The following is a 22,911-nucleotide window of genomic DNA, read 5'->3' on the forward strand; positions in this document are numbered from 1 at the left end:
ATTTACTTTATCACTCACAAAATAGTTCAACAGAACCTCATTTGGATAAATATGGGATGTTATAATCATTATCTGTGATGGTTGTTTACTTACTCCATCATACATTCTCACTCCAGGAGGGGTTGCCAATTGTTCAAGAAATCATTAATGATCACTTCAATGGCCGTTGTTCTATTTTGTAGTGCGATACTTCCGGCGACACAAACGTTTGCTGCTGCAAAACCTGCACCTGTAACATCAATAGCTGTTAAAGTTATGGATGGACAAGCTGAAGCTTCCGGAAAGTTGGGTGTGCTAGTTAGTGATGCTCTTGGTGTCATTAAGGGATCTGTTAACACTGGTGGTGAAGTACTCTACAATGTTGCAAAATGGCTTAATACAGATACAGCAAAATATTTTTCCAACAACTCCAGCAAAATCATTGAAGGGATCGATAATGCAATAGCCAAAATCGATACGGCAAAGGATTATGCGACTGAAGACATCAGTACCATTGTTCTCGATGGCCTTCGCATGGCAGGTGTTCCTGATTCATACGGTGTACCTATTGCTGAAGCAATTGCTACGACAGTTGACTGGCTTCTGCTGTAATTAAATTTGGTTAATTCAAAACCAATCTCCTGCCCGGTTATTACAAACCGTATGGGGGATTGGTTTTTGTGATATAGCAGCTGCTTATACTTTCTTCTTTGCGACTTCTTGATATAATGTCTCCAGATGCTGCTGAGCGTCTCGAAGTTCATCTTTTCCCCTTAATGTAATATCGTATAGGGAACCTGTAATAGTTAAATAGCCTTCGTTCGTCAGATGATCCAGCTCTTGTTTTACTTGCTGTGGACTAAATTGATAGCCGTGGCTGTTAATTTCAGGTTGGATCTCCTCAGGTGTAAGTGCATGTTGATTCGCATGATACAACAGGTGAATTCGTGTAAATGCGTTTTCGAAATCAGAATGCATGGTGAATAATCCCCTTTTCATAAATGGTATTCAATCATAGTTATCATTGTTTTTCTATCCCTTCATTATGCATTCCCCCGATGAAACAGTTGAAATATATACCGGATCATGGTTAAACTTCTTGTAAGATCAGCTTGTATTCACTCTACAATAATCAACGGGGTATCAAACATGACAAAAACAATCTTAATTGTCGAAGACGAACATATATTGCGGGAAATTATGAAAGACTATTTTAGCAACGAAGGATACAACGTTCTAGAAGCAGGGGATGGCAAAGCAGCATTACAACTATTTCAGGAAAATAACGTGGATCTGCTTATCCTTGATATTATGCTGCCAGAATTAGATGGTTGGTCCGTATGTCGTCGAATTCGCAAAACTTCAAATGTACCGATTATTATGCTAACCGCTCGCGTCGATGAAGATGATACACTGCTTGGATTTGAACTGGGTACGGACGACTACGTTACCAAGCCTTACAGCCCACCAATCTTACTCGCTCGAGCGAAGAGATTGCTAGAAAACCGACAAATGCAAGAAATGGACAACGAAATCATCTCTAGCAGCGGCATTTCCGTCTATGTGCATGCTCGCACGGTTACTGTAGATGGAGTTAGCTGCAGCTTGACTCATACTGAATTTGAAATCCTATCATACTTAATGAAGCACAAAGGAATTATTATCACGCGCGAACAATTGATAATGAGAATATGGGGCTATGACTATGAAGGCGATGAACGGACGGTCAACAGTCATATACGGAATTTGCGTCAAAAACTAGGGAACAAATCGGATTGCATCGTTACGGTAGTTCGGTCTGGCTATAAATTTGAGGAGATAACATGAAAAAAGGGATCGTATTCAAGTTATTTGTGTTAACAACCGCATTATGTTTACTTATCCTCGCCATCATTTATTTTGGCCAGACCGTATTTTTCAAGAAATATTATGTCCATCAAAAGGTAGAGAATGTGAAAGCAAGCCTTGAAGCATTCGCTCAAAACTATGCTAACCACGACAATCAGACGGTAGAGATACAGCGGCTGGAACAGGAATTTTATCGAGAGCATAATACATGGGTAACTATACTGGATCAACTCGGCAATATAAAAGAAAGCAATGATGACTCGATCGAAGTTGAAATAAATAGCGTTAGTGGTGGGGGTTTCACTGCCAAAACCATCACAATCCCTTTATATAGCTTTACTGATTTTCAGGGAATCCGACAAGGACATGAATTTCTACGAAAAGGGACCGACGCCGTAATTCAAGTCCTTAGAAAAGGGACAGAAGTTATTCCTTATCGAATGAGCATATATAACTTCGCACTTACGTGGGAGAATAATCAAATGGCAAACAAAGAACATGAGCTCTTTCCAAATGGAAATGAGGAAGATTGGAATAATGAGAAATTCCCTAGTCTTTACTTAACCGGAACCATAACAAAAACAACACTTCCAGCCAAAAATGAAGCTATTCGATTTATTTATTCGAACCACCTGTTCTTAGACCGAATCAGAGCATTTCAAGCGGAATTGCTGTTGAAGAATGCAGAGGAGGCAGCAGCTACATTAGAAGGTACGTACGAAGAGAATGATATCAAATATAAACAGTTTGTTATACCTATTAAAGACAAAGAGGGGAAGGATGCATATCTTTTTGCAATGACTTCCCTGCAGCCAGTTGATGAAGCCATACAGATGATCCAGGATTATTATCTTTATCTCATTGTATTCGTTCTGGTGCTTATATTGCTGGCCTCGTTCTATTATTCCAAAGGTATCGCAAGACCTTTGTTGCGAATCAATCAAATGGCAAAGAAGATAACGGAGCTGGATTTCTCTGAAAAGCTTCCGATTACGTCAAAAGATGAGATCGGAAATCTCTCCCGCAATATTAATGAGCTATCGGACAAGTTATATTCTTATATCCAAAAGCTTCAGCATGATATCGAAAAAGAAAAGCAGTTGGAGCATACACGCAAGGAATTCATTTCAGGTGTGTCACATGAATTGAAAACTCCTCTGAGTGTCATCCAGAGTTGTCTGTCGATCTTGAAAGATGGGGTCGCGAACCACAAGAAGGATTATTACTTTGCCGCGATGGAGAGTGAAGTGAAGAGGATGGATCTTCTCATTGTGGACATGTTGAAATTAGCGAAATATGAATCTGGTACCTATAAAATACAACTGGACACGTTCCGTATCGATACAGTTATTGATGAATCATGTAATAAACTCTCTGCAGAAATCGCAAGGAAGCAATTGAGTTTACATGTATCTCTTGCTCCGATCGAAGTTGTGGCCAATGAGCTGCTCATCGGTCAAGTCATCGTCAACTTTATCAATAATGCGATACGCTACACACCTGAGGGGAATTCCATTCATATTTCAATGAATGAGGAACAGGAATCGGTAAAGATATGTATTGAAAATACAGGTGTCCATATACCGTCAGAGAAAATCGAGAAAATATGGGATCGCTTTTACCGTGGAGAAGCTTCCCGCCATCGTTCTACTGGGGGAACTGGCCTTGGACTAGCCATTTCCAAAAAAATATTGGAATTGCATGAGGTCAATTATGGTGCAAGCAATACAACGGACGGTGTTCTCTTCTTTTTCTACCTCAAGAAAAGCAACTTCTAAATATGCCGAACCTAATTCTGATTGGTTATATATATGAGCAGTTTCTTGACTACATCAAGAAACTGTTTTTTATTTTATATCAATCTCTTCTGCACTTTATCTGCATCTCTCCACATTAGACTATTCATTGTTATGAGGTAGGAACATCACATACATCAAATTAACAAAAAATGAGTCACAGGAGAGGAAGAATATAATGTTAAACACATGGAAAACCATACTGCTGGCAGGAATGCTTGTTGTTTCCCTAACAGCTTGCGTAAATCAAAATGGGGGAACATCTTCACAGGCAGTTGATACAGAAGCGTCAGCAAACAAAGACGCAAAAACGCTAAAAGAATCCTCAACATCAATGAACGAAAATACTGAACTGAAATCGCTGTTCAAAAAAAGTGTTTTCTATGGCGACTCCATTACAGAAGGATTTATGTTTCATGATGTTTTGGACATAAGGAATGTATTTGGAGAGGCCGGCAAAACAGCTTTCTTCGCGGTAAAAGACAATGATGTAGCCAAACTGGTCGAGAGAAATCCTGAACATCTATTTATCGCACTCGGCTCAGATGACATCCTCTGGCCAACGGATAATCCGTTGCAATTCGGGATTCAACAATATGGGATGCTGCTCGATAAGATCAAAGAGGAGCTCCCTCATACCAAAATAACGATCTTGTCGGTGACCCCGGTAACAGAGAAAGCGTTAAAAGAAGAGCCGCGGTACTCCAATATTGCCGCTTACAATCAAATGTTGAAAGAACTGGCCGGCAAAAAACAAGTGAAGTATGTCGATGTGTCTTCTATTGCTGAGCAGAATCCATCTCTCTATGATGAGGACGGGATTCATTTCAAAGCTGAATTTTATCCGCTTTTGCTCGACTTTCTGAAAGGCGAACTGTAATACGCTTCTCATGAGGGAGGTTGACGAAGGTTGGTTTTTAGCAGTCTGATTTTTTTGTACTTGTTTTTGCCGATAACTCTCCTTATCTATTTTATAGCGCCGAATCAGCTGCGAAATGTAATTTTGACTGCTGCAAGCTTAGTGTTCTATGCATGGGGAGAGCCTGTTTACATCTTTCTCATGCTCTTTTCAACTGTAATCGATTATGGGTATGGGCTGTTTATTGATAAATATCGCAATCGAAAAAGCATTGCTAGAGCATTGTTGGTCTGTTCCATTGTCGGAAATCTTGGGACTCTCGGTTTCTTTAAATATTACGGATTTCTAGTTGAGAACATCAATTCTCTGTTCGGCTTGCAAATAGAAGTGACGACACTTCCGCTCCCTGTCGGCATTTCCTTTTACACGTTCCAAACGATGTCTTACATTATCGATGTGTATCGAGATAAGGTTCCCGTGCAGAAAAATCTCATCGCTTTCGGTACCTATGTGACAATGTTCCCACAGCTTGTTGCAGGACCTATCGTTGCATACGGTGATGTTGCGAAGCAACTCTCACTACGAAAGATTCCATTATCGCTATTTGGGGAAGGCACACAATTGTTCGTTAGAGGCCTAGCAAAAAAGGTACTGCTTGCAAATAGTATTGGCATGCTCTGGTCAAGCATCAAAGCAACACCTGCGTCTGACTTAACAGTAGCCTCTTCCTGGATCGGGATTCTTGCCTTTACCTTGCAAATTTATTTCGACTTCAGCGGATATTCGGATATGGCGCGTGGCCTTGGCAAAATGTTCGGCTTTGAGCTCACAAGGAATTTCAATTATCCGTATATATCAACCAGCGTGTCCGAGTTTTGGCGTAGATGGCATATGTCACTAGGCTCTTGGTTCCGGGAGTACGTATACATTCCTCTAGGCGGGAACAGGGTAGGGATCGTGAAGCGGCTTCGCAATTTGTTCGTTGTGTGGTTCCTGACCGGGTTGTGGCATGGTGCAAGCTGGAACTTCATCATATGGGGTCTTTATTTCGGATGCTTTATTGTGATGGAGAAGCTGTTCCTTTACAAATGGCTGCTGCAACTCCCTCGTGTCATAGGTAACATATATACACTTCTCATTGTCATGATAGGCTGGGTATTCTTTGATCTCGATCGTCTATCAACAGCCATCGCATATGTAGGGGCAATGTTTGGCTTTAGCACTCATCATTTCGCTGATAACAACACTTATTATTACCTGTCGACGCATCTCGTTATATTGCTGCTTGCGATGCTGGCAGCGACGCCATTGCCGAAGAAGATGTTTTTAGCACTAAAGCAAAGATACCCATTAGGGAGCGCAATTTTATCGCCAATCCTGTATGTTCTGTTCCTGTTTCTTTCTACAGCCTATTTGGTCAATGACACGTATAATCCCTTCTTGTACTTTAGATTTTAAGAGATTGTACATCACATCTTGCTAAGGAGGTGATTTCGCTTGAATCGTTATGACAAATTGTCTCAGTCTGTTATCGCTGTATTATTTCTTTCATTAATCGGCCTAGTTCTCATGCTCAACCTGATCTTGCCGAAGCGGGAATTTTCAGAGGCAGAAAATCGGAAGCTTGAGCAGTTACCTGCGTTTTCGTTTCACAGCTTTATTTCGGGGAAGTTCACCTCCAACTTTGAAAAGTTCATAACGGATCAATTCGTAGCTAGAGATGTATGGGTTGGTGTAAAGTCAAATGCGGATCAAGCGATAGGTAAAAAAGAAAGTAACGGTGTGTACCTTGGTAAAGACGGTTATTTAATTCAGAAATTCGTTGAAGTTAATACAGGAGAGCTTGAAGAGAAAATCCAATCAATCAATGCTTTTCATTCTGCGATGCCTGAGCTTAATAAGTATGTAATCCTTGCTCCGACCGCTGTTAGTGTCCTTCAAAGCAAGCTCCCTGATTACGTATCTGAGAATCGAGAGCTAGACGCACTTCATACCGTGAAAACATCTTCGAATTCAGGGATTCGCTATGTCGATGTATACCCAGCGCTGTCTTCGCACCAGAACGAACCGATCTATTATAAAACCGATCATCATTGGACAAGTAAGGGTGCTTTCTATGCATACCAACAGCTAAGCAGAGAAATGGGATTTAAGGCGATGATGGAAGAGGAATTCGATATACAAACGATAACGGACGATTTCTATGGTTCCTTATATTCAAAGAGCGGATTTCGGAATTTGCACTCGGACAGTATAGATTTGTATGTACCAAAGAATGAAGGGAAGGTTACCGTCGATTATGTCGAAGAGGAACAGTCCACGAATTCGATGTATGCGATGGACAATGTGAAGAAGAAGGACAAGTACACTGTGTTTTTTAACGGCAATCATTCTCTTATTCAGTTGAAAACAAGTCATCGGGAAGGGAAGAAGCTGCTAGTGGTCAAGGATTCCTATGCGAACAGCTTCGTGCCTTTTTTAACATCGCATTTCAGTGAAATTTATATGGTTGACCTTCGCTATTATGAAGGAGATGTAGCAGCTCTTGCGAGGCAGCATCAAATCCATGACATGTTGATTCTGTATAACATGAATACATTCATCGAGGATCCATCAATCAATCATTTAAAAGGGTAAGGGAGGAGAGGGATCATACCTATGAACATTTACAATCATATCGCCAGAAATAAACGATTCTTCGCATTGCTCATATTCATCTTTGCAACTAGCGTGTTATCGGGATGTGCTTCGGAGCATTCAGACATCAACGTGTCTGCTGACAAGATAGAGGATCAGATGAAACAATCAGTCAAGTTGGATAAGCTGAAAAAAGGGGACGCGCATAAGCTGAAGAAGCTGTACGACCTTGGTTCGGAACAAGTTGAGGACTTCCTGCTATATACTGCTTCCTCTAACGTTAGAGCGGATGAAATTGTTGTCCTTAAAGTGAAAGACGAAAGCCTAATAGACAGTGTCAGAGCAAGTATTGCACAAAGAATCGACGCTCAAGCCGTTAAATTCAAAGATTATCGCCCTGATGAATATGCTCTGCTTGAAAAACATGTACTTAAGGTGAAATCTCGCTACATCCTGTTTGCGGTCTCAGCTGATGCTGAACAGATCGAAAAAGCATTTGACGCGGCATTAGAGTAAAACACGATTCTGCCGATCGCGGGAAAGCATCAAAAGGTAGTATGTACATACAACTTATCGTACATCGTCGTTATGGTTTTCTTGTACACTTAGCAGCAAACTTATGTTACCATCGAATAGGCATAATATTCCATAAGAACTCGTGATGTCAAAAATAGATTGTTGAGCTAACCATAAATATATCAGTGGAGATGTCCATGATTAAAATACTTGTGGTGGATGACGAGAGCAGCATTCAGGCGGCCTTAGTGTACGCGCTGAGCAGGGAAGGTTATGAGGTGGATACAGCTGGGGACGGTCAGGAGGCGCTGGAAAAGGTGGAGACGTTCTCACCTGACGTTATGGTGCTCGATGTCATGATGCCTCGTGTAAGTGGTTATGACGTATGCCGCAAGCTGGATGGACAGCCGCGGCCTGCGATTCTGCTGCTGACTGTCAAGAATGATATTGTCGATAAAGTGCTGGGGCTGGAGCTGGGCGCTGACGATTTCATGACCAAGCCTTTTGATATGCGGGAGCTGCTGGCCAGAGTCAAGGCTCTATCACGCAGGGGAGGCTATGTACAACAATTGCAACAGGAGCAGCAGGAGGATTTGCTGAGACTAAGAGATTTGACTGTAGAGATGTTCAGCCGAACGGTATCCATTCAAGGAGAACTGCTGGATTTAACGCCTAAGGAATTTGATCTGCTGGTCTTGCTGATGCGCAATCCGGGGCGGGTCTATTCACGGGAAATGCTGCTGGAGAAGGTGTGGGATATGGATTTTGCGGGCGGTACTCGTACCGTAGACATCCATGTGCAGCGGCTGCGCAAAAAGCTGGGCAGTCACCACGGGCTTATTCAGACCGTGTACGGAATCGGCTATAAAGCATGGGGTCACCCTAGATGACCGGAAGATTTCGGATGGGCCTAAAGGGGAAAATGTCATTGTTGCTTGCTTTGCTGCTCGTTTTTGTAGTGACCTGCCTGAGCGTGCTGGTGCTGAGCGGCATCCGGGAGAACCAGCGAACCATGTTGGAGCAGTCTTTTACCCGGCAGGTTGAAGCTGCCAATCTGCGCGTGCGGGAGGAATTTCTGACCGATGGCAGGATGCCGCCGGATCAGTTTATGAAGCAGATGGGTCAACGGCTGGCCGTGGATTTGGGCGCACAAAGCGGTATGGCGGTGACGCTGTATACAGTGGATGGCTCCATTACCGGCACCTCAGTGCCATTTCAGCCACCGGCCGATGTGCAGGATGCGCTGCAATTTACAGCACAGGGGCAGTCGGCGTACATTACTGAAGGGGATCAGCTGTTGTTTCTTGCTCCTCTGTACAATGCCGATCAGCGCCTTGGCACGGTGCAATTTCATGCTTTGCTCACCGAGCAAAATACGTTTTACGCCCAGATTCGCCGGTTGTTTCTATTTGCCGGAGGCATCGTGCTGGGTGTCGGTTTTCTCATCGGTTACGTATATGTCCGGCGGCAGGTCAATGTCATTGACAAGATGAACAGGGCGGCAGCGCAAATTGGGCAAGGCGATTATCTATCGGCCCCTTCGGTAGTCAGAAAGGATGAGCTGGGTGAGCTGGCACATGGAATCTATGAAATGAGCAGAAGCATCTCTACGTCAGTCGGTGCTTTGCATGAAGAAAAGCAGAAGCTGGTAGAGACCGTGGGGCGACTACGAGAACTGGAGCGGCAGCAAAAGCAGTTCATCGGCAATATCAGCCATGAGCTGAAGACGCCGTTAACCTCGATAATCGCCTACGCCGATTTGTTGAATATGTACAGCGATGATCCTGCCCTGTTGGATGATGCCGGAAGGCGCATCCATAAGGAGGCACAGAGGCTATACAGTCTTGTGGAGAAGGCGCTACAGCTGTCAGCGATGGATGTTTACGAGTTTGAGACACATGCGAAGGCGGTTCCGCTGCAGCCATTGCTGGAGGAAGCAGTGGCCCAGCTGCAAGGAAAGGCGGACAGCTGCAGGGTTACGATCCTTACTTCGCTTGCTGCAGGTGAGGTGTGGGCTGATCCTGAGAACGTGATGCACATCATGCTAAATTTACTGGACAATGCGGTGAAATATAACCGACCAGGCGGACATATTCACCTGCTTAACTACACTATAGCGCCAGCAGACGAAGCACACCGGATGATTATCGAGGTTGCCGATACAGGAATCGGTATCCCGGAGGAAGCTGTATCCTGCATTTTCGATCCGTTTTATACGGTCAGCAGAGACCGGTCAAGAACCAGCGGCGGGACAGGACTTGGGTTAGCGTTGGTTCGCAATCTGGCCGAAAAGCAAGGAGGAACGGTACAGCTTGCCGCGACGGGAGCGGACGGTTCGCTATTCAGGGTCGAACTTCCACTACATTCTTCGAATGAAAAGGTCAATCTATACACCAATGACAAAGGCGAAGCCCGGAATGAATGAAATCATCCGGGCTCTTCACAATGGTTAAGCGTTCATCTGATTCCAGCTTTCTGAATTGTTTACAAGTTCGTTACAAGCCAGATATATTTGCGCAATATTGCCTCACTATTCTAAGGGCATGGGGGAGCTTGCAGCCGGTTGGTTCGGAAGGTGACAACAACTGGATCAAGCGACCTGGGTCCGAATAACATTTTGAAGCAGGAGGACCCCGATGAAGATCAACGAAGGAATATACATCGCCGGACTGCTTGCCGCGACTTTGCTGTTAGTTGGCATCTTATTCGGCTGTGATGCAGAGCAGAAGAGCAGTACGCTGGTTACAACAGGCCAAATCAGCACTGGAGATGGAGGAGAAAAACGTGAACTGACAGTGGTCAAGGAGAGCAAACCGCCTGCTGAGCAGGGAATTGCCGTTCAGCGCATACACCGGATTGATGGCGCAAATATAGAGAGATGGCTGTCAGACCATGAACTGGATATCCAAATAACCACGTTAGAGAAGCTGGCCACCGCTGAGACGGAAGCACAATATAGCTACAGCCGGTTCCGTTTTGATCTGGAGACTGGAAAGCGGCTAAGCATCAAGGAACAGACAGGAGCGGGAAAGGAAGAGTTTATCAAAGCATTCCTATCCCCTGATGGGAAATACAGCTTCATTCAGACTTGGAAGAATAAATATGAGGCTGTAAATGCGATCAAAAATATGGCTACAGGGGAGCAGCGTGAAGTCGCGGTCGACAATTATATGGAAGTAGGCGGTTGGCTCAATTCTGACTCCTATATTCTAGCAGCCGGTTCGAAGGAGGGGCGAGGCGAGATATGGAACATATCCGTAGACGGTACCCGGGCAAAGATCGAGCTGAAGGATTCCGAAATAGAGTGCTTCACCGAATTTGCTGTGGGTAACGGAATGATATATTACACAGATGCTAAAAGCCGCCTGAAAAGCTTCACCCCCACACGTTCTAAGCCAACCCTGCTTGCAGCTGATGTCTCCACCTTAAGCCTGTCTCCTGACAGTCAGCGGATTGCCGTCTCCACGGCGGGCAGCGGCGGGCAGGGAGAATCGCGCCTGCTCATATACGATACGGGTGGTCATTTGCAAGGCTTGCTCATTGGCAAAGGTGATGTATTGTCCCACCAAACCTGGTCTCCCGATTCCTCCAAGCTGGCCTTCGCTGTTTATACCGAGGATAAGGGCGGCATGAATGGGATTTATATTTTTGATACAGTCTCCGGTAAGGTATCGCCGCTAGGGTTACCGTATTACCCAGCATATCCGCTAAGCTGGAACCCATCCGGCTCCAGGCTGGGTATCACCGTGGATGACAAAGAGAAGCTTGCCGTAACCCATATTGTCGATTTCAAAAAATGAATTTGTTCAATAAAAAGGAGAGATTCGTTGTGAAAAAAGTACTTCTGTCCACTATCGTATTGGGAATGACTCTATCGGGAGCCGCCGGTGTATATGCCGGAAGCAAGCTGGAGAATATCAACGCTTATCTCAATCACGGCATTATCTTTAAAGTAAACGGATCCGATCAGTCCTTAACAGACAGTAATGGCAATAGGCTGGTGCCGATCACTTATTAAAATACGACGTATTTGCCTGTGCGGGCCATTTCCGACATGACTGGAATCAATGTCGGGTATGATGCCGCCAGCCAGCAGATTCGGCTGGAAACGAAGCAGACCGGCGATAGCCAGCCAGCAGGGGAATGGACAACGATCAATTACAATAAAGCACAGATAAAGGCGATCAAAGAGGCTTACGCCGATTTTGAATCCTTTGAGACGGCCTATGCTCCTAAGCAAATGGCCAAAAACGACAGCTATGTTAAAGTGGGAGCGACAGAGGATGGAGTCAACCTGATCTTTAAACATATGATCGTTAATGTGTCGCCACGGGATTATTCCACCGGCTATAAATCCAAGGAAGTTAAGCTATCCAACGGCATCAGCGCCAAGTGGTATACACCTTCCAAAACGCCGCTGCTTGGTTTCAAACTGGATGACCGTACGGTGACGATCAGTTCCCCCGATGGTACCCTGAGCAGCAGCCAAATCGAAAAGGTAGCTGTTAGTGTAGTTAAACTGACTAATAATTAATAAGATCCCCCTGATGAAGCTCAAATCAGGGGGATTTGTTTTGACACCGTTAAACCTTTAAAGAGATGTTTACACAAAGTATCAGATAAGGTAATATATAGATGTTAAATATATAAAAAATTACCATTACAAGCCTCTTTATGGAAGGTGGTGGAGGCTTGTATCGGAGATAATCGGCGAATTCAACCCGTTGCCCATCAAGATATGTCACCTAGTATCATTACTTCTTTAATAAGACAGAATCCTTGTTGATGTAGAGAAACCTAAGAAGGAGGCATAATGATGGAGGAAGATGTACGCAGCGAGAAACATATCGTGAAGAAGGCGATATTCTCAACTGAGATACGAAAGAAAGTACAAAAGCTGCAGAAAAGGAACAATTGGTATAATTTTTTCGCAATTAGCTACGACTGGCTGATTATTGCAGGAGGTATCTATCTCGCTAAAGCTTATCCAAGTTGGTGGATGTACTTGATTAGTCTCTGCTTGATTGGCAGTAGGATGAGAGCCTTCGACAACTTAATGCACGAGGCTAGTCATATTCTGTTATTCGAGAACCGCAACCTGAATAAGTGGATGGCTTGCTTTTTTGTAGCATTTCCTGTATTCACTTCCTACACGACTTATTGCAAATCACATTACATGCATCACAAGCATCTGTGGGATCCAGAATATGACCCAGATACGAAACGCTACGCGTTGATCGGGCTGGATAAGCCACAGGACAGTATCAAACAGTTTCTGATTCGTCACATCTTCAAGCCCTTAACCCTAACACATGTTCCCAAGTATATTTACGGTACGATTCGTGTAAACATCCTATCCAAGGAAGAACCATGGTCAGAAAAGCTTGCCAAGTCAATTTATTGGCTTACAATAATAGCAAGTAGTATTTCTTTCGGCTTTTGGAAAGAACTCTTATTATTCTGGTTTGTTCCATTGCTAACGACCTTCCAGATCTTTCGATACTGGGCTGAGATGGCAGAGCATTCCGGTCTGAAGACAGACAATGAACTGTACGCAAGCCGCAATACGTTCGGCAATCCACTTGAACGTTTTTTAATTCATCCCCACCACGACAATTTCCACCTAGTTCATCACCTATTTCCGGCTGTACCTCATTACAACTTGAAGAAAGCCCATATACTGCTAATGGAGGACGAGGAATATAGGAAGGCGCATCACTGCACTGGATTTTTTAAATCATTTGTTCCCGGCTTCTTTAGCGCCATCGAAGATATCTGTGGAAGGCACTTTGGCCGCAATAGCCGCAATAAAAGAATAGAATAGCATTTCAGCAGGACAATAGGAGGAAGGATCTTGACTGTTGCATTTTTTCATGGCGTCGCATTAGCTTTTGGTCTCATTATTCCACTTGGGGCGCAAAATGTATTCGTATTTAATCAAGGAGCATTGCAGAAGAGATTTTCACGAGCGTTGCCCGTAATTCTAACTGCCGCATTATGTGACACCTTGCTAATCTTGCTGGCCGTGCTGGGTGTCTCACTCGTTGTGTTACAGCTTGCATGGCTGCAGCTTATTCTCTTTGGTGCTGGGCTGGTATTTCTAGTCTATATGGGGTGGTCCGTCTGGAAGAGTGAGCCTCCTAACACGGAGCAGGACGGGAATGTATTAAATGCCAAGAAGCAGATATTGTTTGCACTTTCTGTCTCGTTGCTAAATCCTCATGCAATCTTAGATACGATAGGCGTCATTGGCACAAGTTCACTAAGTTATACGGGTAATGAAAAATTTGTATTCACTGTTGCCTGCGTCGTTGTATCTTGGTGCTGGTTTTTTGCGCTCGCGATTGTAGGGAAGGCTGTAGGGAAATTAGATAGCAATGGTAGGTTAATCCGTAATATCAATAAGATTTCGGCCATTATAATTTGGGCTGTCGCGATATACATAGTAAAGCAGCTGATTGAACAATTGATGGCTTGAGACTTGAGAGAGTCACATGTACTAGTTTGTCGGATGACAAGAACATAGTGACGTTAAAAGACCGCTATAATGCGGTTTTTTTCTTTATGTCATCAACTTCTTGGTCAAATAAAAAGACAAGAAGTTGATGACATCTCCGTTTTTGAATAGAACATACCCATGCAATGTTGAAATCGACTATTCGTACTTACAAAGCACAGGAAGCCATTATCATCATGGCATCGCTGCTCGTATATTGTGCAATATCAATTCTTTACCCTTAGAGATTCATTCGATTTCATTCTGATCTTAGCAGTGAACGTCATCTCCACGACTTATGGATTTCTCGATATGATATAATTCGAATAAAAAGAGGAGAATATATCGGTGTTTTCACGGGAGAGTTTAGAAAAGAATCAGATCGTCGTGTATGCAGTGGCATTAATTGTAGGAGGGGGAGTGGGCTTGGCAAGTCCACAATTAGGGGGCTTGCTAGAACCCTTGGTTTCATTTGCGATTGCGGTTCTTTTATTCAGCATGTTTTGTCAAATTCCTTTTCTGAAATTAAGGGAAGCGCTCACGAATAGACATTTCATAGGGGTATTGCTGCTTGTTAATTTTATCTTCATTCCATTGCTTGTATTCCTATTAATTAAGATTTTCCCTCAGCCTGGTCCGGTTCTGATCGGAGTTTGCTTGGTTCTTCTCACTCCATGTATTGATTATGTCATTGTGTTTACTCAATTGGGCAAAGGAAATGAAAAGTTAATTCTTGCGTCTACTCCAATCCTTTTTATTGTCCAAATGATTATGCTGCCTATTTATCTTTGGTTATTTATTGGTGCTGAGGCATCTGAGATAGTACGATTTGGACCATTCGTTGAAGCTTTTGTTTATTTGATTATTGTTCCTTTATTCTTTGCATTAATCATTCAATATGTAGCTAAAAGAAATATACGCGGCATGAAAACACTGGACTTTACAGCATGGCTGCCAGTCCCGCTTATGGCACTTGTGCTCTTTTTGGTGATAGGCTCTCAAATTGACAGGGTTGTAAAGGATTTTCATGTCATTATTGCTGTGATACCCATTTATGTATTATTCCATATCATTTCTCCGGTAATTTCACGAATCATATCGACTGTTTTTCGTTTAGGCCCATTAGAGGGAAGAACACTTATTTTCAGTGCTGGAACTCGCAATTCGCTTGTTGTCCTTCCTCTTGCTCTTACCTTACCAGGGGAGATGGCTACAATAGCAGCGTCTGTGATCGTAACCCAGACCATTATTGAACTGATAGCGGAGCTGTTATATATAAATGTTGTGCCTAATTTTATTTACAGAGATGTATAGGTAAATATAAATAGATTCAGGTCGGTGAATCTGGGTTCCACAGCTGCCGTGTAATTAATATGTTCTGGATATACCGAAGTTTCCTTGCGTTGTACGTCTTTATTTTGATAAAAAAGCGGAGCTGGGGTACGGCTTGTGGAAAGCCATAGTACTCAGTTGTATACTCCTTTGTCATAAGTTGAAAACACATCTATTTAACTTATGACAAATACCTATATGGTGTTCCACTGAGCTCAACAAATTTTGCTTTTAAATCCTGAAACCTTCACTGGTCAGTTGATCCAGTTCTTGTTTACTTGCTGAGGGCTAGATTGACAGCCATGGCTGTTAATTTCAGGATGGATCTCCTCAGCTGTAATTGCGTTTTGATTCGCATGATACAACAGGTGAATTCGTGTAAATGAGTTTTCGAAATCTGAATGCATGGTATAAGAACTCAATTTCATAAATGGTACTCATTACAGTTATCATTGTTTTTCTGTCCTTACATTATGCATTTCCGTTATCGTAACTTAGATTGAATTCAAATCAATAATGTGAATTTCAGCCTATCTTTCAGTAGAAGAGAAATTATTCGGAGGGGATTACTTAAAGCACCCAGTAGCACCCAGTGAATCAATTTAGTTAGGGTAGGGAACGATATGTTTTGGAATGATACGCAGGCAACAGCAGCGTTTCCCATCACAAAATGAGGAGTGAAAGAGATGGCTAAACACAACGAACGTAACCGAAACGATGATACGAAACAAAACACGGCTGGTCTGGGAACTGGAGAGACTGTAGGAACAGTGAGTGGCGGTGCCGTAGGTGCTGTAGTTGGTTCCGCTTTAGGCCCTGTTGGAACTGTTGTAGGTGGTATCGTAGGTGCATCGTTGGGCAACAAGGCTGGCGATCAAGTTGATAATAATACCGGATCTGAACAGGATAAACAGGACTAGCTTCATTTTTTAGTGAGGAAAATCAGGGTGCCGAGGAAACTCTGCACCCTCTAACCATTCATTTGTAAAATACAACAGTTTCCATTCACTGAATCATAAGAAGAACGACTGTGACCTTATAATAACGCCCTTCCAGTCTTGTTAGCTACAAATAAAATGAACTCGTCGCGCCTACCGTACTCTTGGCGTAAGGTTTCCCTATATGCCTGCTCCGATGGATGTACCAATGCTAGCCCTGTTAGTCGGCAGTCGAATGCTTATACTGTACTCTTATCGTTTTCTTGCTTTGATTACAAAAGTTACAGGAAGCATCTTCGCTTTTTTCGCAAAATCGTTGTTATCGTCCTGCGATTGCAGAATTTCATCATCAGATTCCTCAATCATTTCCTCAATGACAAATCCTGCTTTTGCCAACGCATTTACATAGGTAGATAGTTTACGATCCGATAATGTTAGCGCACCTTCATCAAGAGATACCGAATACCAAGATTCATCGAAATAACATTTTTTAAAAGCAAGCAGATCGTTTTCAGCAACCACACATTTGTGTATAGGGTGAGACCAACTGAAAATAAATACGCCGTCTTTTTTAAGGTAAGAAGCGATTCGGCCAAAAGTACCCTCGAGGTCGGTGGTCCAGCCTATGGCATAAATCGAATAAACAAAGTCAAAATAATCCGTTGGTATGCCACATTCTTCTTCCATGGGAGAGCAGATCAATTTTGCTGACAAGCCGCATGCCGTCAAGTGTTGCTTTGCCTTTTCGATTTGTTTTTCTGATATATCCATTGCCCATAGTTCAGATGCTTTGCGCTCCCCGTGATATTGCAAGGATTGACCGTTTCCACAGCCTATTTCCAGCATCTTTTTCCCTGAGACATCGCCAAAAAGCTGGCATTTTTCTTCGGAGACAAATGCTCCGTAAAAAGGAAGCACGATTGCTCCTAAGAAGTCACTTCCTTTTGTATTCCAATAGAAGCTGTTTGTTTGATACACAGAATTCTTGTCCATATCGACCGAGATAGCGCTGCCAACCTCACCCGCGCCTATAATGTTTGTTCTAGTAACAGAATTCTTGTCCATGTCAAAGCCCTCCCCAAATATAAATAATATGAGCCTAAACGTATATCCCAACTTGCGCGTTATCCCAATAACACATTTCGAAAATGAAGATGCTGCGCTATTGATCTCAAAATAACGTATCATTTTCCTATGAACAAATCCACGTAAAATCTTCCATCCATTTCATGCTTACTAGACGAAGATAGTACATTCTGAAGAGAGGATTATACAAGACCAACATGGTATGGCTGGGTAGAATAGGGACTTTCCTTGCAATCCTAAATCAGAAGAAACTCATAGCACATATTTTTAAACACTTTAATGAAATAAATATATTAATTATAATGAAGTTGTTGGCTGGCCATTGCATTTCTCAGAGGACAATCTGGATGAGACACAGATACCACACTGAAACGCGAGCTATGTCCTGGCCGAGCTATCTCTGCCTGAGGGGTGTATCCTCGAACCGGTTGATTTACGTATATGGAACCATATTTGACGGCAGTTTTTTCAGTTGACTTGTTTGAGTCGCGGTTGCGGCTCTTTTTTTTGTATTTCCCAGAGTTAATTACAGATGTAAATAAGCTCTGTCAATTTGATCATCAACCAGTTCACCCAAGTGAGGGAAAAGTTTTTTTCTCTTTTAATGAACCAAAATACGAGAACTGGTGAATAAGAAGTGAAAGGAAAAACGAGGAGGTCTTTGAAGTGAAAGAAAGCAATCATTATCCAATACCCAGGGAGGGAAATCCAGTTGATTTTGAAACACTTGTTCAACCTCACTTAACTAGTGCATTTCGAGTCGCATTTTTGATCGTCCATGATTACCATCTCGCTCAGGATGCCGTTCAAGAAGCTCTATGGGAAGCGTATCAATCCCTATATCGATATGATGAACGAAAAGGGACATCGTTTCGAGCTTGGTTTATGAAAATTGTGACACATCGTGCACTTAATGTAGTGCGTAGAAAGAAAAATACAGAAGAATATATGGACTCTATTGACCCTGGACAAAACCCATTGGAGAGTATTCTGCAAAGGGAGAAAGAACAACAAATTTGGCAAGCGATTCAGTTGATGACGCCGAAGCATCGCTCTGCAGTTATTCTTTACTATTATGAAGAGTTTAGTGTAGCTGAAATTGCAAAAATCCTTGGTGTGTTTGAGGGGACGGTAAAATCAAGGCTGCATAAGGCCAGAAAGTTAATTGCTGAAAACATGCAAGTTAATCAAGAAAAACAGGTAATTACCGAGATGGGAGTGATCATGCATGACTAATCTTGACAAACAAATTACACAAACTTTAAAAAAGGTAGCTGGAGAATTGGAGCAGCCTAACTTTGTGATGCCATACCAAGTGGCAGCCGATAAAAGAAAAAGGTCACGTTTACTAGGCGTAGGTGCCGTGGTACTCCCAGTCTCTATTAGCTGCGCTTTGCTTTTAACGATTTCGGTGAGTCCTACCTTTGCGGCCTATGTTAAATCGTTATTTGATAGTTCTGATCAAGAACTGCAACATGCAGTACAGGAGGGTTTTTCACAGAAGGTAAATGCCTCTGTTACTGATCAGGGCTATACTCTTGAAATAGAGGAGATATTGGCCGATCCTATGAGAATTGTAGCCGTTTATTCGATCAAGGATCAGCAGAATAACTTTATTCATCCGGATAAGCTTTCCATAAGTAACGTAGAGGTGACTGATTCGAAAGGGAATATAATTAAAGAAACTAGAATATATGGGGTACAAAACCGCGAAAATTACGGATATCTCACGCTAAAAAAACCCGGGGAAACAGAAGATCAGAAGCTTGTACTACAGTTCGAGGGAAATCAGATCGACTCTGTCGAGGGAAATTGGGCCTTGAAGATTCCTTTTGATTTAGAGAAAACAACGAAGGCTTCTCAGGTGCTGCCAATCGATAAGACGTATACCACACCACAGGGACTGCAAATCAAACTAAATAGCATTATGCATTCACCGACTGCTGCTAGTGTGGATTATGAAACGAAATGGACGGAAGAGGCAAAGAAAAGATTAGTAGAGGAAAGTAAACAAGTGAAAGGAAAAGTAGATTCAGCTGATCCTTATGTTCGCTATGATGATTTTAAGCTGAATTTCCATGTTGAAAATGAAAAAGGAGAGAAAGTAAAAGATTTAACTAGGGCGCTTGATACGCCAAGCAAGGCCTTGGGAGAATTCGGTCATTTGAATCGGCAGTATGGATTTGCTCCACTGTCTCCTGATCATCAATATACGCTAGTATTGGATTCTTTAGTAAAAACAGAACCGTATGAGCTAGGCATATCATTTGAGCCAAAACAGCTTGCCGACAAACCTGTACGAGTAGATATGGATGGCAAAACGATTGAGATCAAATCCGTATCCTTTGACGAACCATTAAATGAAGCATCTCCAAAGACTGAGAAGCACGTTACGATTTTACTAGAGGCTTATGTAAAGGATATAACCTATATTAATATAGCAGATACGATTTTAATGGATGATGACACAGATAAAATTATAAATCGTTTTGGTTGGACGATTAAGGATGAAGCGGGCAAAGTATACGATGTAACAGGTGGAGACTTTAAAATGATAGGGAAGGATGAACAAGGCAGAAACCATATCCGAATGAAATTGCAAAGCTATGACATGAAAGAACTCCCTCAAAAGCTTAGTCTTACTTCAGAATTGGCAGAAAAGAGCTATGACCTGAATTGGAAAGTACCATTGCCGAAGGAAGACAAGTAAGTCACTTAGGTTTTGCGCATTTTAGGAGGAAACGAAATGAATGTGAAGAAAACAGTTGTTGCTGCAATGCTTGGTGGATTATCCGGAAGGTGAGTACATTAGGTTCGAGCTAAAGGACAAACGAGGACATATAGTCGTCAATTCACCATCCGAAGAAATCGTGCTTTTTAGCTTAGTTGTAGATCTTAAGGATGTACCTTTGTCCATTTTGACAACGGGAAAGAATAAATTGAAAGAATTGGATCCGAAGATGACGCAGGTGAAAAGCGCATATAGAGGACAGGATACATGGAACTTGCAGGGTCAGATCGAAACTTCTGTCACTATTGATGGCAAAAGCGGCAAAGTAACAGAGGCAACAATTAGCTATGCGAAGGCGCCAGACAAATCCAAGGTTGATATTGCGCGCAAAACGATGAAGCTCTTAAACGGCGGGCAGGACGTAATGGTACGTGATGGGGGGAACCTAAATTATAATCCTCAGAACAAGGAGGGAAAGGTGCTGCAGTTCTATGATGAAGAATTGAAGAATTCTATCCTGCGCATCGTGCATATCGGAGCGGATACCGGGAAGGTATGGGGGGCCGAATTGCTTCGGGAAAAAGAATCCTTTAAATCCGACGATGAATATAAGCAAGCGTTTGCCCAGCCGATACTCACGTCCGAACAGGCGATAGCCAAGGCCGCGCCGACGGTAAAGCAGCTATTTGGCGTTGATTTGAAGGGATCGAAGGTAGCGATACAGTTCGACCGCTATACGTTCACGAAGCAAGGACAGCCGACCGTTATCGCGCTTGTCAATCCGAAAGGGACATTCCATACATTCGAGCAGCTGCCGATGAAGGGCCTGAAAAATTAAATCTCAGAACGATGAAATCATAAGAAGATTACAATAAGCTGCAAACAGAACAAAGGATCTGTTGGAAAGGTAGAAAACTACCGCCAGGCAGATCCTTTGTCAGTTACCCTCATTAAGCGTGATATTAACCGTTTTTACGAACAATACCTCTATAATCAAAGACATTTTTAGACTTAATGGAACCGGGGGTTACTATGAGTGCAGCAAAAAATCGAATGATAACAATGCTGCTAGAGAGCCACAGTGACAGAATCTTCGTTTAAAAAAAACATCCGAATATAATTATATGTGAAGATTCCAGAACTATTTTGAGCACTCATGCCTCGTTGCCAAGGAGAAACTATGGATCAGAAGATGATGATTGATCGTGCGCAGCGGGGCGATATGAAAAGCTTCGCGTATGTAATACAACAAATTCAAGACGAATCGTACCGAATTGCGAATAGCTATTTACTCAATGAAGCCGCCAGCATGGACGCGGTGTGTGATGCTGTGGAAGAAGCCGTTATTCATATCCAAAAACTCGATAATCCGGAAAGATTTAATATTTGGTTCAATCGGATTGTGATTCATAAATGCAAATCCCATTTGCTCAATAGTAAATTAATTGTCTTCATCGATGATGAAGAAGTTAAGGGACTTGTGAAACGCCAAACGACGGAAGAGAATTTGGAGTTGCAATCCTTTATGAAACAACAGTCGCCAATGACGCGATTGCTTATTCAACTGAAGTATGTAGAAGGATATACGATAGAAGAAATTACGGAGATGGCGGAAATGCCGCTCAACACGATCAAAGCGAAAATTGATAACACGATCAAGCTGTTTAAACAGAGCCGTAGAGGGAGCATGTAATATAACCCAGTGACCGTCCGGTAATGACGGTCTTGGATGGCGTTCGGAGATAGCGGAAGAGCAGGTTAGGAGCGCACTCAGAAAAGCGCAAGGAGATCATCTGTACCAGTCCCGTTGCGAAGCAAGCTGCACATGACGAATCCTTCGATGGCCTGAAACGTCAATCGAATCCGTTGTCTGTCTTTCTCGTCGGTGACCTGCTCCAACGGATGTGGTTCTCCCTTTTTAAGATATCGTTTCAGCTTCGGCATCGGCTTGCTCCAGAAGCGGTAGCCGAAGGCGCCGAGTTGAGTAGCTGTCGTGTAGCATTATCTATTTCTGACTTGATTTGAAATTAAAAATATAAACCTTTGCCCACTGGCTGAACAGTTTCTAGCACAGTGTCAACCATTTCTTCATTAATTAGGGTTCTTATAATCCAAGCTGAGAGATCTTGAGCAGCAAAACAACCTGCGGCAGTCGAGATATTTCCTTCGTTTACGAAACTTTGCTCAATAACGTCTACATCAAATTCTTTAAGTTGTTCTACTACGGATGGATATGTAGTTGCTTTTTTGCCAGTTAACAATTTTTTAGCTCCTAGTAGTAGTGAACCAGAACACATAGAGCCTATTAATTGTCTTTGAGGATCTACATGAATGCTATTAAGATATTCTTGATTTTGATATAAATCTTGTACACCCTTACCACTTGCAAATATTACAGCGTCAGCGGAAGGAATATCAGATATGCTTCCTGTCATGGGGATACGTAAGCCAGACATGGATATATGAGTTTTTTCCGTTCCTAATAGTTGGACATTCCAATCAGAAATACCGCCAACTAGACGTACACGATTTAATAAATCCCATGGTAAAAAAACATCTATATCAGTAAAGTTATCGAAACAGACTATTGCAATTTTCATTCTCTAGCCCTCCATTATAAAAATATTGGCTATGTTAAATTCTAATGTTGATATTTGACCATAAGAAAACCGCCTTTTCAACGAAGGCGGTTT

22 protein-coding genes and 1 pseudogene are annotated in these 22,911 nt (G+C 42.7%); 19 read left to right on the plus strand and 4 right to left on the minus strand.

Annotated elements, in window-relative coordinates; all coding sequences use genetic code 11:
* Nucleotides 1–129 precede the first annotated feature (129 nt).
* Nucleotides 130–591 carry a hypothetical protein gene (locus PBN151_RS13205; RefSeq protein ID WP_072729325.1) on the plus strand — a complete coding sequence of 154 codons (462 nt, stop codon included), beginning with the start codon at nt 130–132 and terminating at the stop codon, nt 589–591.
* Between the two features lie 84 nt (nt 592–675).
* On the opposite strand, the gene PBN151_RS13210 is transcribed toward PBN151_RS13205, so the two are convergent.
* Nucleotides 676–957, minus strand: coding sequence for a hypothetical protein (locus PBN151_RS13210; protein WP_021261156.1), 282 nt, complete (start codon nt 955–957; stop codon nt 676–678).
* A gap of 171 nt (nt 958–1,128) precedes the next feature.
* Between PBN151_RS13210 and PBN151_RS13215 the strand changes: the two genes are divergently transcribed.
* The 14 genes and pseudogenes from PBN151_RS13215 (at nt 1,129) to PBN151_RS13280 (ending at nt 16,383) form a co-directional block, all read left to right on the plus strand.
* Nucleotides 1,129–1,806, plus strand: a complete 678-nt coding sequence (locus PBN151_RS13215; RefSeq protein WP_072729326.1) for a response regulator transcription factor — start codon at nt 1,129–1,131, stop codon at nt 1,804–1,806.
* On the plus strand, nt 1,803–3,605 hold the full coding sequence (locus PBN151_RS13220) for a sensor histidine kinase (RefSeq protein WP_072729327.1): 1,803 nt from the start codon (nt 1,803–1,805) through the stop codon (nt 3,603–3,605). The genes PBN151_RS13215 and PBN151_RS13220 overlap by 4 nt, the downstream gene beginning before the upstream one ends.
* Nucleotides 3,606–3,801: 196 nt before the next feature.
* The gene (locus PBN151_RS13225) at nt 3,802–4,503 is read left to right on the plus strand and encodes a GDSL-type esterase/lipase family protein (protein WP_072729328.1); all 702 of its coding nucleotides are present in this window, start codon (nt 3,802–3,804) and stop codon (nt 4,501–4,503) included.
* A 30-nt stretch (nt 4,504–4,533) separates the two neighbouring features.
* Entirely contained in the window at nt 4,534–5,940 is a 1,407-nt protein-coding gene (locus tag PBN151_RS13230) for an MBOAT family O-acyltransferase (protein ID WP_072729329.1), read from the plus strand.
* A 39-nt stretch (nt 5,941–5,979) separates the two neighbouring features.
* Nucleotides 5,980–7,119, plus strand: coding sequence for a DHHW family protein (locus PBN151_RS13235; RefSeq protein WP_072729330.1), 1,140 nt, complete (start codon nt 5,980–5,982; stop codon nt 7,117–7,119).
* A 21-nt stretch (nt 7,120–7,140) separates the two neighbouring features.
* Entirely contained in the window at nt 7,141–7,635 is a 495-nt protein-coding gene (locus PBN151_RS13240; protein WP_072729331.1) for a DUF4358 domain-containing protein, read from the plus strand.
* Between the two features lie 197 nt (nt 7,636–7,832).
* Nucleotides 7,833–8,525 carry a response regulator transcription factor gene (locus PBN151_RS13245; RefSeq protein ID WP_083545129.1) on the plus strand — a complete coding sequence of 231 codons (693 nt, stop codon included), beginning with the start codon at nt 7,833–7,835 and terminating at the stop codon, nt 8,523–8,525.
* A complete protein-coding gene (locus PBN151_RS13250) occupies nt 8,522–10,060 on the plus strand; it encodes a sensor histidine kinase (protein WP_072729332.1) in 1,539 nt (512 codons plus the stop codon). Before PBN151_RS13245 ends, PBN151_RS13250 begins: the two co-directional genes overlap by 4 nt.
* Nucleotides 10,061–10,271: 211 nt before the next feature.
* Nucleotides 10,272–11,435: a TolB family protein gene (locus PBN151_RS13255; RefSeq protein ID WP_072729333.1), complete on the plus strand. Its 1,164-nt coding sequence runs from the start codon at nt 10,272–10,274 to the stop codon at nt 11,433–11,435.
* A 29-nt stretch (nt 11,436–11,464) separates the two neighbouring features.
* Nucleotides 11,465–12,169, plus strand: a pseudogene (locus PBN151_RS13260) (hypothetical protein).
* Between the two features lie 282 nt (nt 12,170–12,451).
* The gene (locus tag PBN151_RS13265; RefSeq protein ID WP_065293459.1) at nt 12,452–13,459 is read left to right on the plus strand and encodes a fatty acid desaturase family protein; all 1,008 of its coding nucleotides are present in this window, start codon (nt 12,452–12,454) and stop codon (nt 13,457–13,459) included.
* A gap of 30 nt (nt 13,460–13,489) precedes the next feature.
* The gene (locus tag PBN151_RS13270) at nt 13,490–14,113 is read left to right on the plus strand and encodes a LysE/ArgO family amino acid transporter (protein ID WP_072729334.1); all 624 of its coding nucleotides are present in this window, start codon (nt 13,490–13,492) and stop codon (nt 14,111–14,113) included.
* Nucleotides 14,114–14,479: 366 nt separating this feature from the next.
* Complete coding sequence (locus tag PBN151_RS13275) at nt 14,480–15,445, plus strand: arsenic resistance protein (RefSeq protein WP_072729335.1); 966 nt, start codon at nt 14,480–14,482, stop codon at nt 15,443–15,445.
* 704 nt (nt 15,446–16,149) lie between these two features.
* Nucleotides 16,150–16,383: a glycine zipper domain-containing protein gene (locus PBN151_RS13280; protein WP_072729336.1), complete on the plus strand. Its 234-nt coding sequence runs from the start codon at nt 16,150–16,152 to the stop codon at nt 16,381–16,383.
* A gap of 270 nt (nt 16,384–16,653) precedes the next feature.
* Here the strand turns inward: PBN151_RS13280 and PBN151_RS13285 are convergent, their stop codons facing one another.
* Entirely contained in the window at nt 16,654–17,466 is an 813-nt protein-coding gene (locus tag PBN151_RS13285; protein ID WP_072729337.1) for a class I SAM-dependent methyltransferase, read from the minus strand.
* Between the two features lie 687 nt (nt 17,467–18,153).
* On the opposite strand from PBN151_RS13285, the gene PBN151_RS13290 reads away from it, so the two are divergent.
* From PBN151_RS13290 to PBN151_RS13305, 4 genes are all read left to right on the plus strand, one after another.
* Nucleotides 18,154–18,723: an RNA polymerase sigma factor gene (locus tag PBN151_RS13290; RefSeq protein ID WP_072729338.1), complete on the plus strand. Its 570-nt coding sequence runs from the start codon at nt 18,154–18,156 to the stop codon at nt 18,721–18,723.
* Nucleotides 18,716–20,197 carry a DUF4179 domain-containing protein gene (locus tag PBN151_RS13295; RefSeq protein WP_072729339.1) on the plus strand — a complete coding sequence of 494 codons (1,482 nt, stop codon included), beginning with the start codon at nt 18,716–18,718 and terminating at the stop codon, nt 20,195–20,197. The genes PBN151_RS13290 and PBN151_RS13295 overlap by 8 nt, the downstream gene beginning before the upstream one ends.
* A 58-nt stretch (nt 20,198–20,255) precedes the next feature.
* Nucleotides 20,256–21,056, plus strand: a complete 801-nt coding sequence (locus tag PBN151_RS13300) for a hypothetical protein (protein ID WP_227774635.1) — start codon at nt 20,256–20,258, stop codon at nt 21,054–21,056.
* Nucleotides 21,057–21,398: 342 nt separating this feature from the next.
* Nucleotides 21,399–21,911 (plus strand): RNA polymerase sigma factor, encoded by a 513-nt coding sequence (locus tag PBN151_RS13305; protein WP_072729341.1) that lies wholly within the window; start codon nt 21,399–21,401, stop codon nt 21,909–21,911.
* A gap of 77 nt (nt 21,912–21,988) precedes the next feature.
* Here the strand turns inward: PBN151_RS13305 and PBN151_RS31260 are convergent, their stop codons facing one another.
* Both PBN151_RS31260 and PBN151_RS13310 read right to left on the minus strand, forming a co-directional pair.
* Nucleotides 21,989–22,162, minus strand: coding sequence for a hypothetical protein (locus PBN151_RS31260; protein WP_175560702.1), 174 nt, complete (start codon nt 22,160–22,162; stop codon nt 21,989–21,991).
* Nucleotides 22,163–22,245: 83 nt separating this feature from the next.
* Complete coding sequence (locus PBN151_RS13310) at nt 22,246–22,818, minus strand: DJ-1/PfpI family protein (protein WP_065294447.1); 573 nt, start codon at nt 22,816–22,818, stop codon at nt 22,246–22,248.
* Nucleotides 22,819–22,911 lie beyond the last annotated feature (93 nt).

This window comes from Paenibacillus sp. NAIST15-1 (genome assembly GCF_001894745.1).
Classification (GTDB): domain Bacteria; phylum Bacillota; class Bacilli; order Paenibacillales; family Paenibacillaceae; genus Paenibacillus_B; species Paenibacillus_B suaedae.

Coding starts and splice junctions, on each gene's coding strand:
- PBN151_RS13210 (WP_021261156.1), bottom strand. CDS start 957: ATGCATTCTGATTTCGAAAACGCATTTACACGAATTCACCTGTTGTAT.
- PBN151_RS13215 (WP_072729326.1), top strand. CDS start 1,129: ATGACAAAAACAATCTTAATTGTCGAAGACGAACATATATTGCGGGAA.
- PBN151_RS13220 (WP_072729327.1), top strand. CDS start 1,803: ATGAAAAAAGGGATCGTATTCAAGTTATTTGTGTTAACAACCGCATTA.
- PBN151_RS13225 (WP_072729328.1), top strand. CDS start 3,802: ATGTTAAACACATGGAAAACCATACTGCTGGCAGGAATGCTTGTTGTT.
- PBN151_RS13240 (WP_072729331.1), top strand. CDS start 7,141: ATGAACATTTACAATCATATCGCCAGAAATAAACGATTCTTCGCATTG.
- PBN151_RS13245 (WP_083545129.1), top strand. CDS start 7,833: ATGATTAAAATACTTGTGGTGGATGACGAGAGCAGCATTCAGGCGGCC.
- PBN151_RS13250 (WP_072729332.1), top strand. CDS start 8,522: ATGACCGGAAGATTTCGGATGGGCCTAAAGGGGAAAATGTCATTGTTG.
- PBN151_RS13255 (WP_072729333.1), top strand. CDS start 10,272: ATGAAGATCAACGAAGGAATATACATCGCCGGACTGCTTGCCGCGACT.
- PBN151_RS13265 (WP_065293459.1), top strand. CDS start 12,452: ATGGAGGAAGATGTACGCAGCGAGAAACATATCGTGAAGAAGGCGATA.
- PBN151_RS13280 (WP_072729336.1), top strand. CDS start 16,150: ATGGCTAAACACAACGAACGTAACCGAAACGATGATACGAAACAAAAC.
- PBN151_RS13285 (WP_072729337.1), bottom strand. CDS start 17,466: ATGGACAAGAATTCTGTTACTAGAACAAACATTATAGGCGCGGGTGAG.
- PBN151_RS13295 (WP_072729339.1), top strand. CDS start 18,716: ATGACTAATCTTGACAAACAAATTACACAAACTTTAAAAAAGGTAGCT.
- PBN151_RS13305 (WP_072729341.1), top strand. CDS start 21,399: ATGGATCAGAAGATGATGATTGATCGTGCGCAGCGGGGCGATATGAAA.
- PBN151_RS31260 (WP_175560702.1), bottom strand. CDS start 22,162: ATGCCGAAGCTGAAACGATATCTTAAAAAGGGAGAACCACATCCGTTG.
- PBN151_RS13310 (WP_065294447.1), bottom strand. CDS start 22,818: ATGAAAATTGCAATAGTCTGTTTCGATAACTTTACTGATATAGATGTT.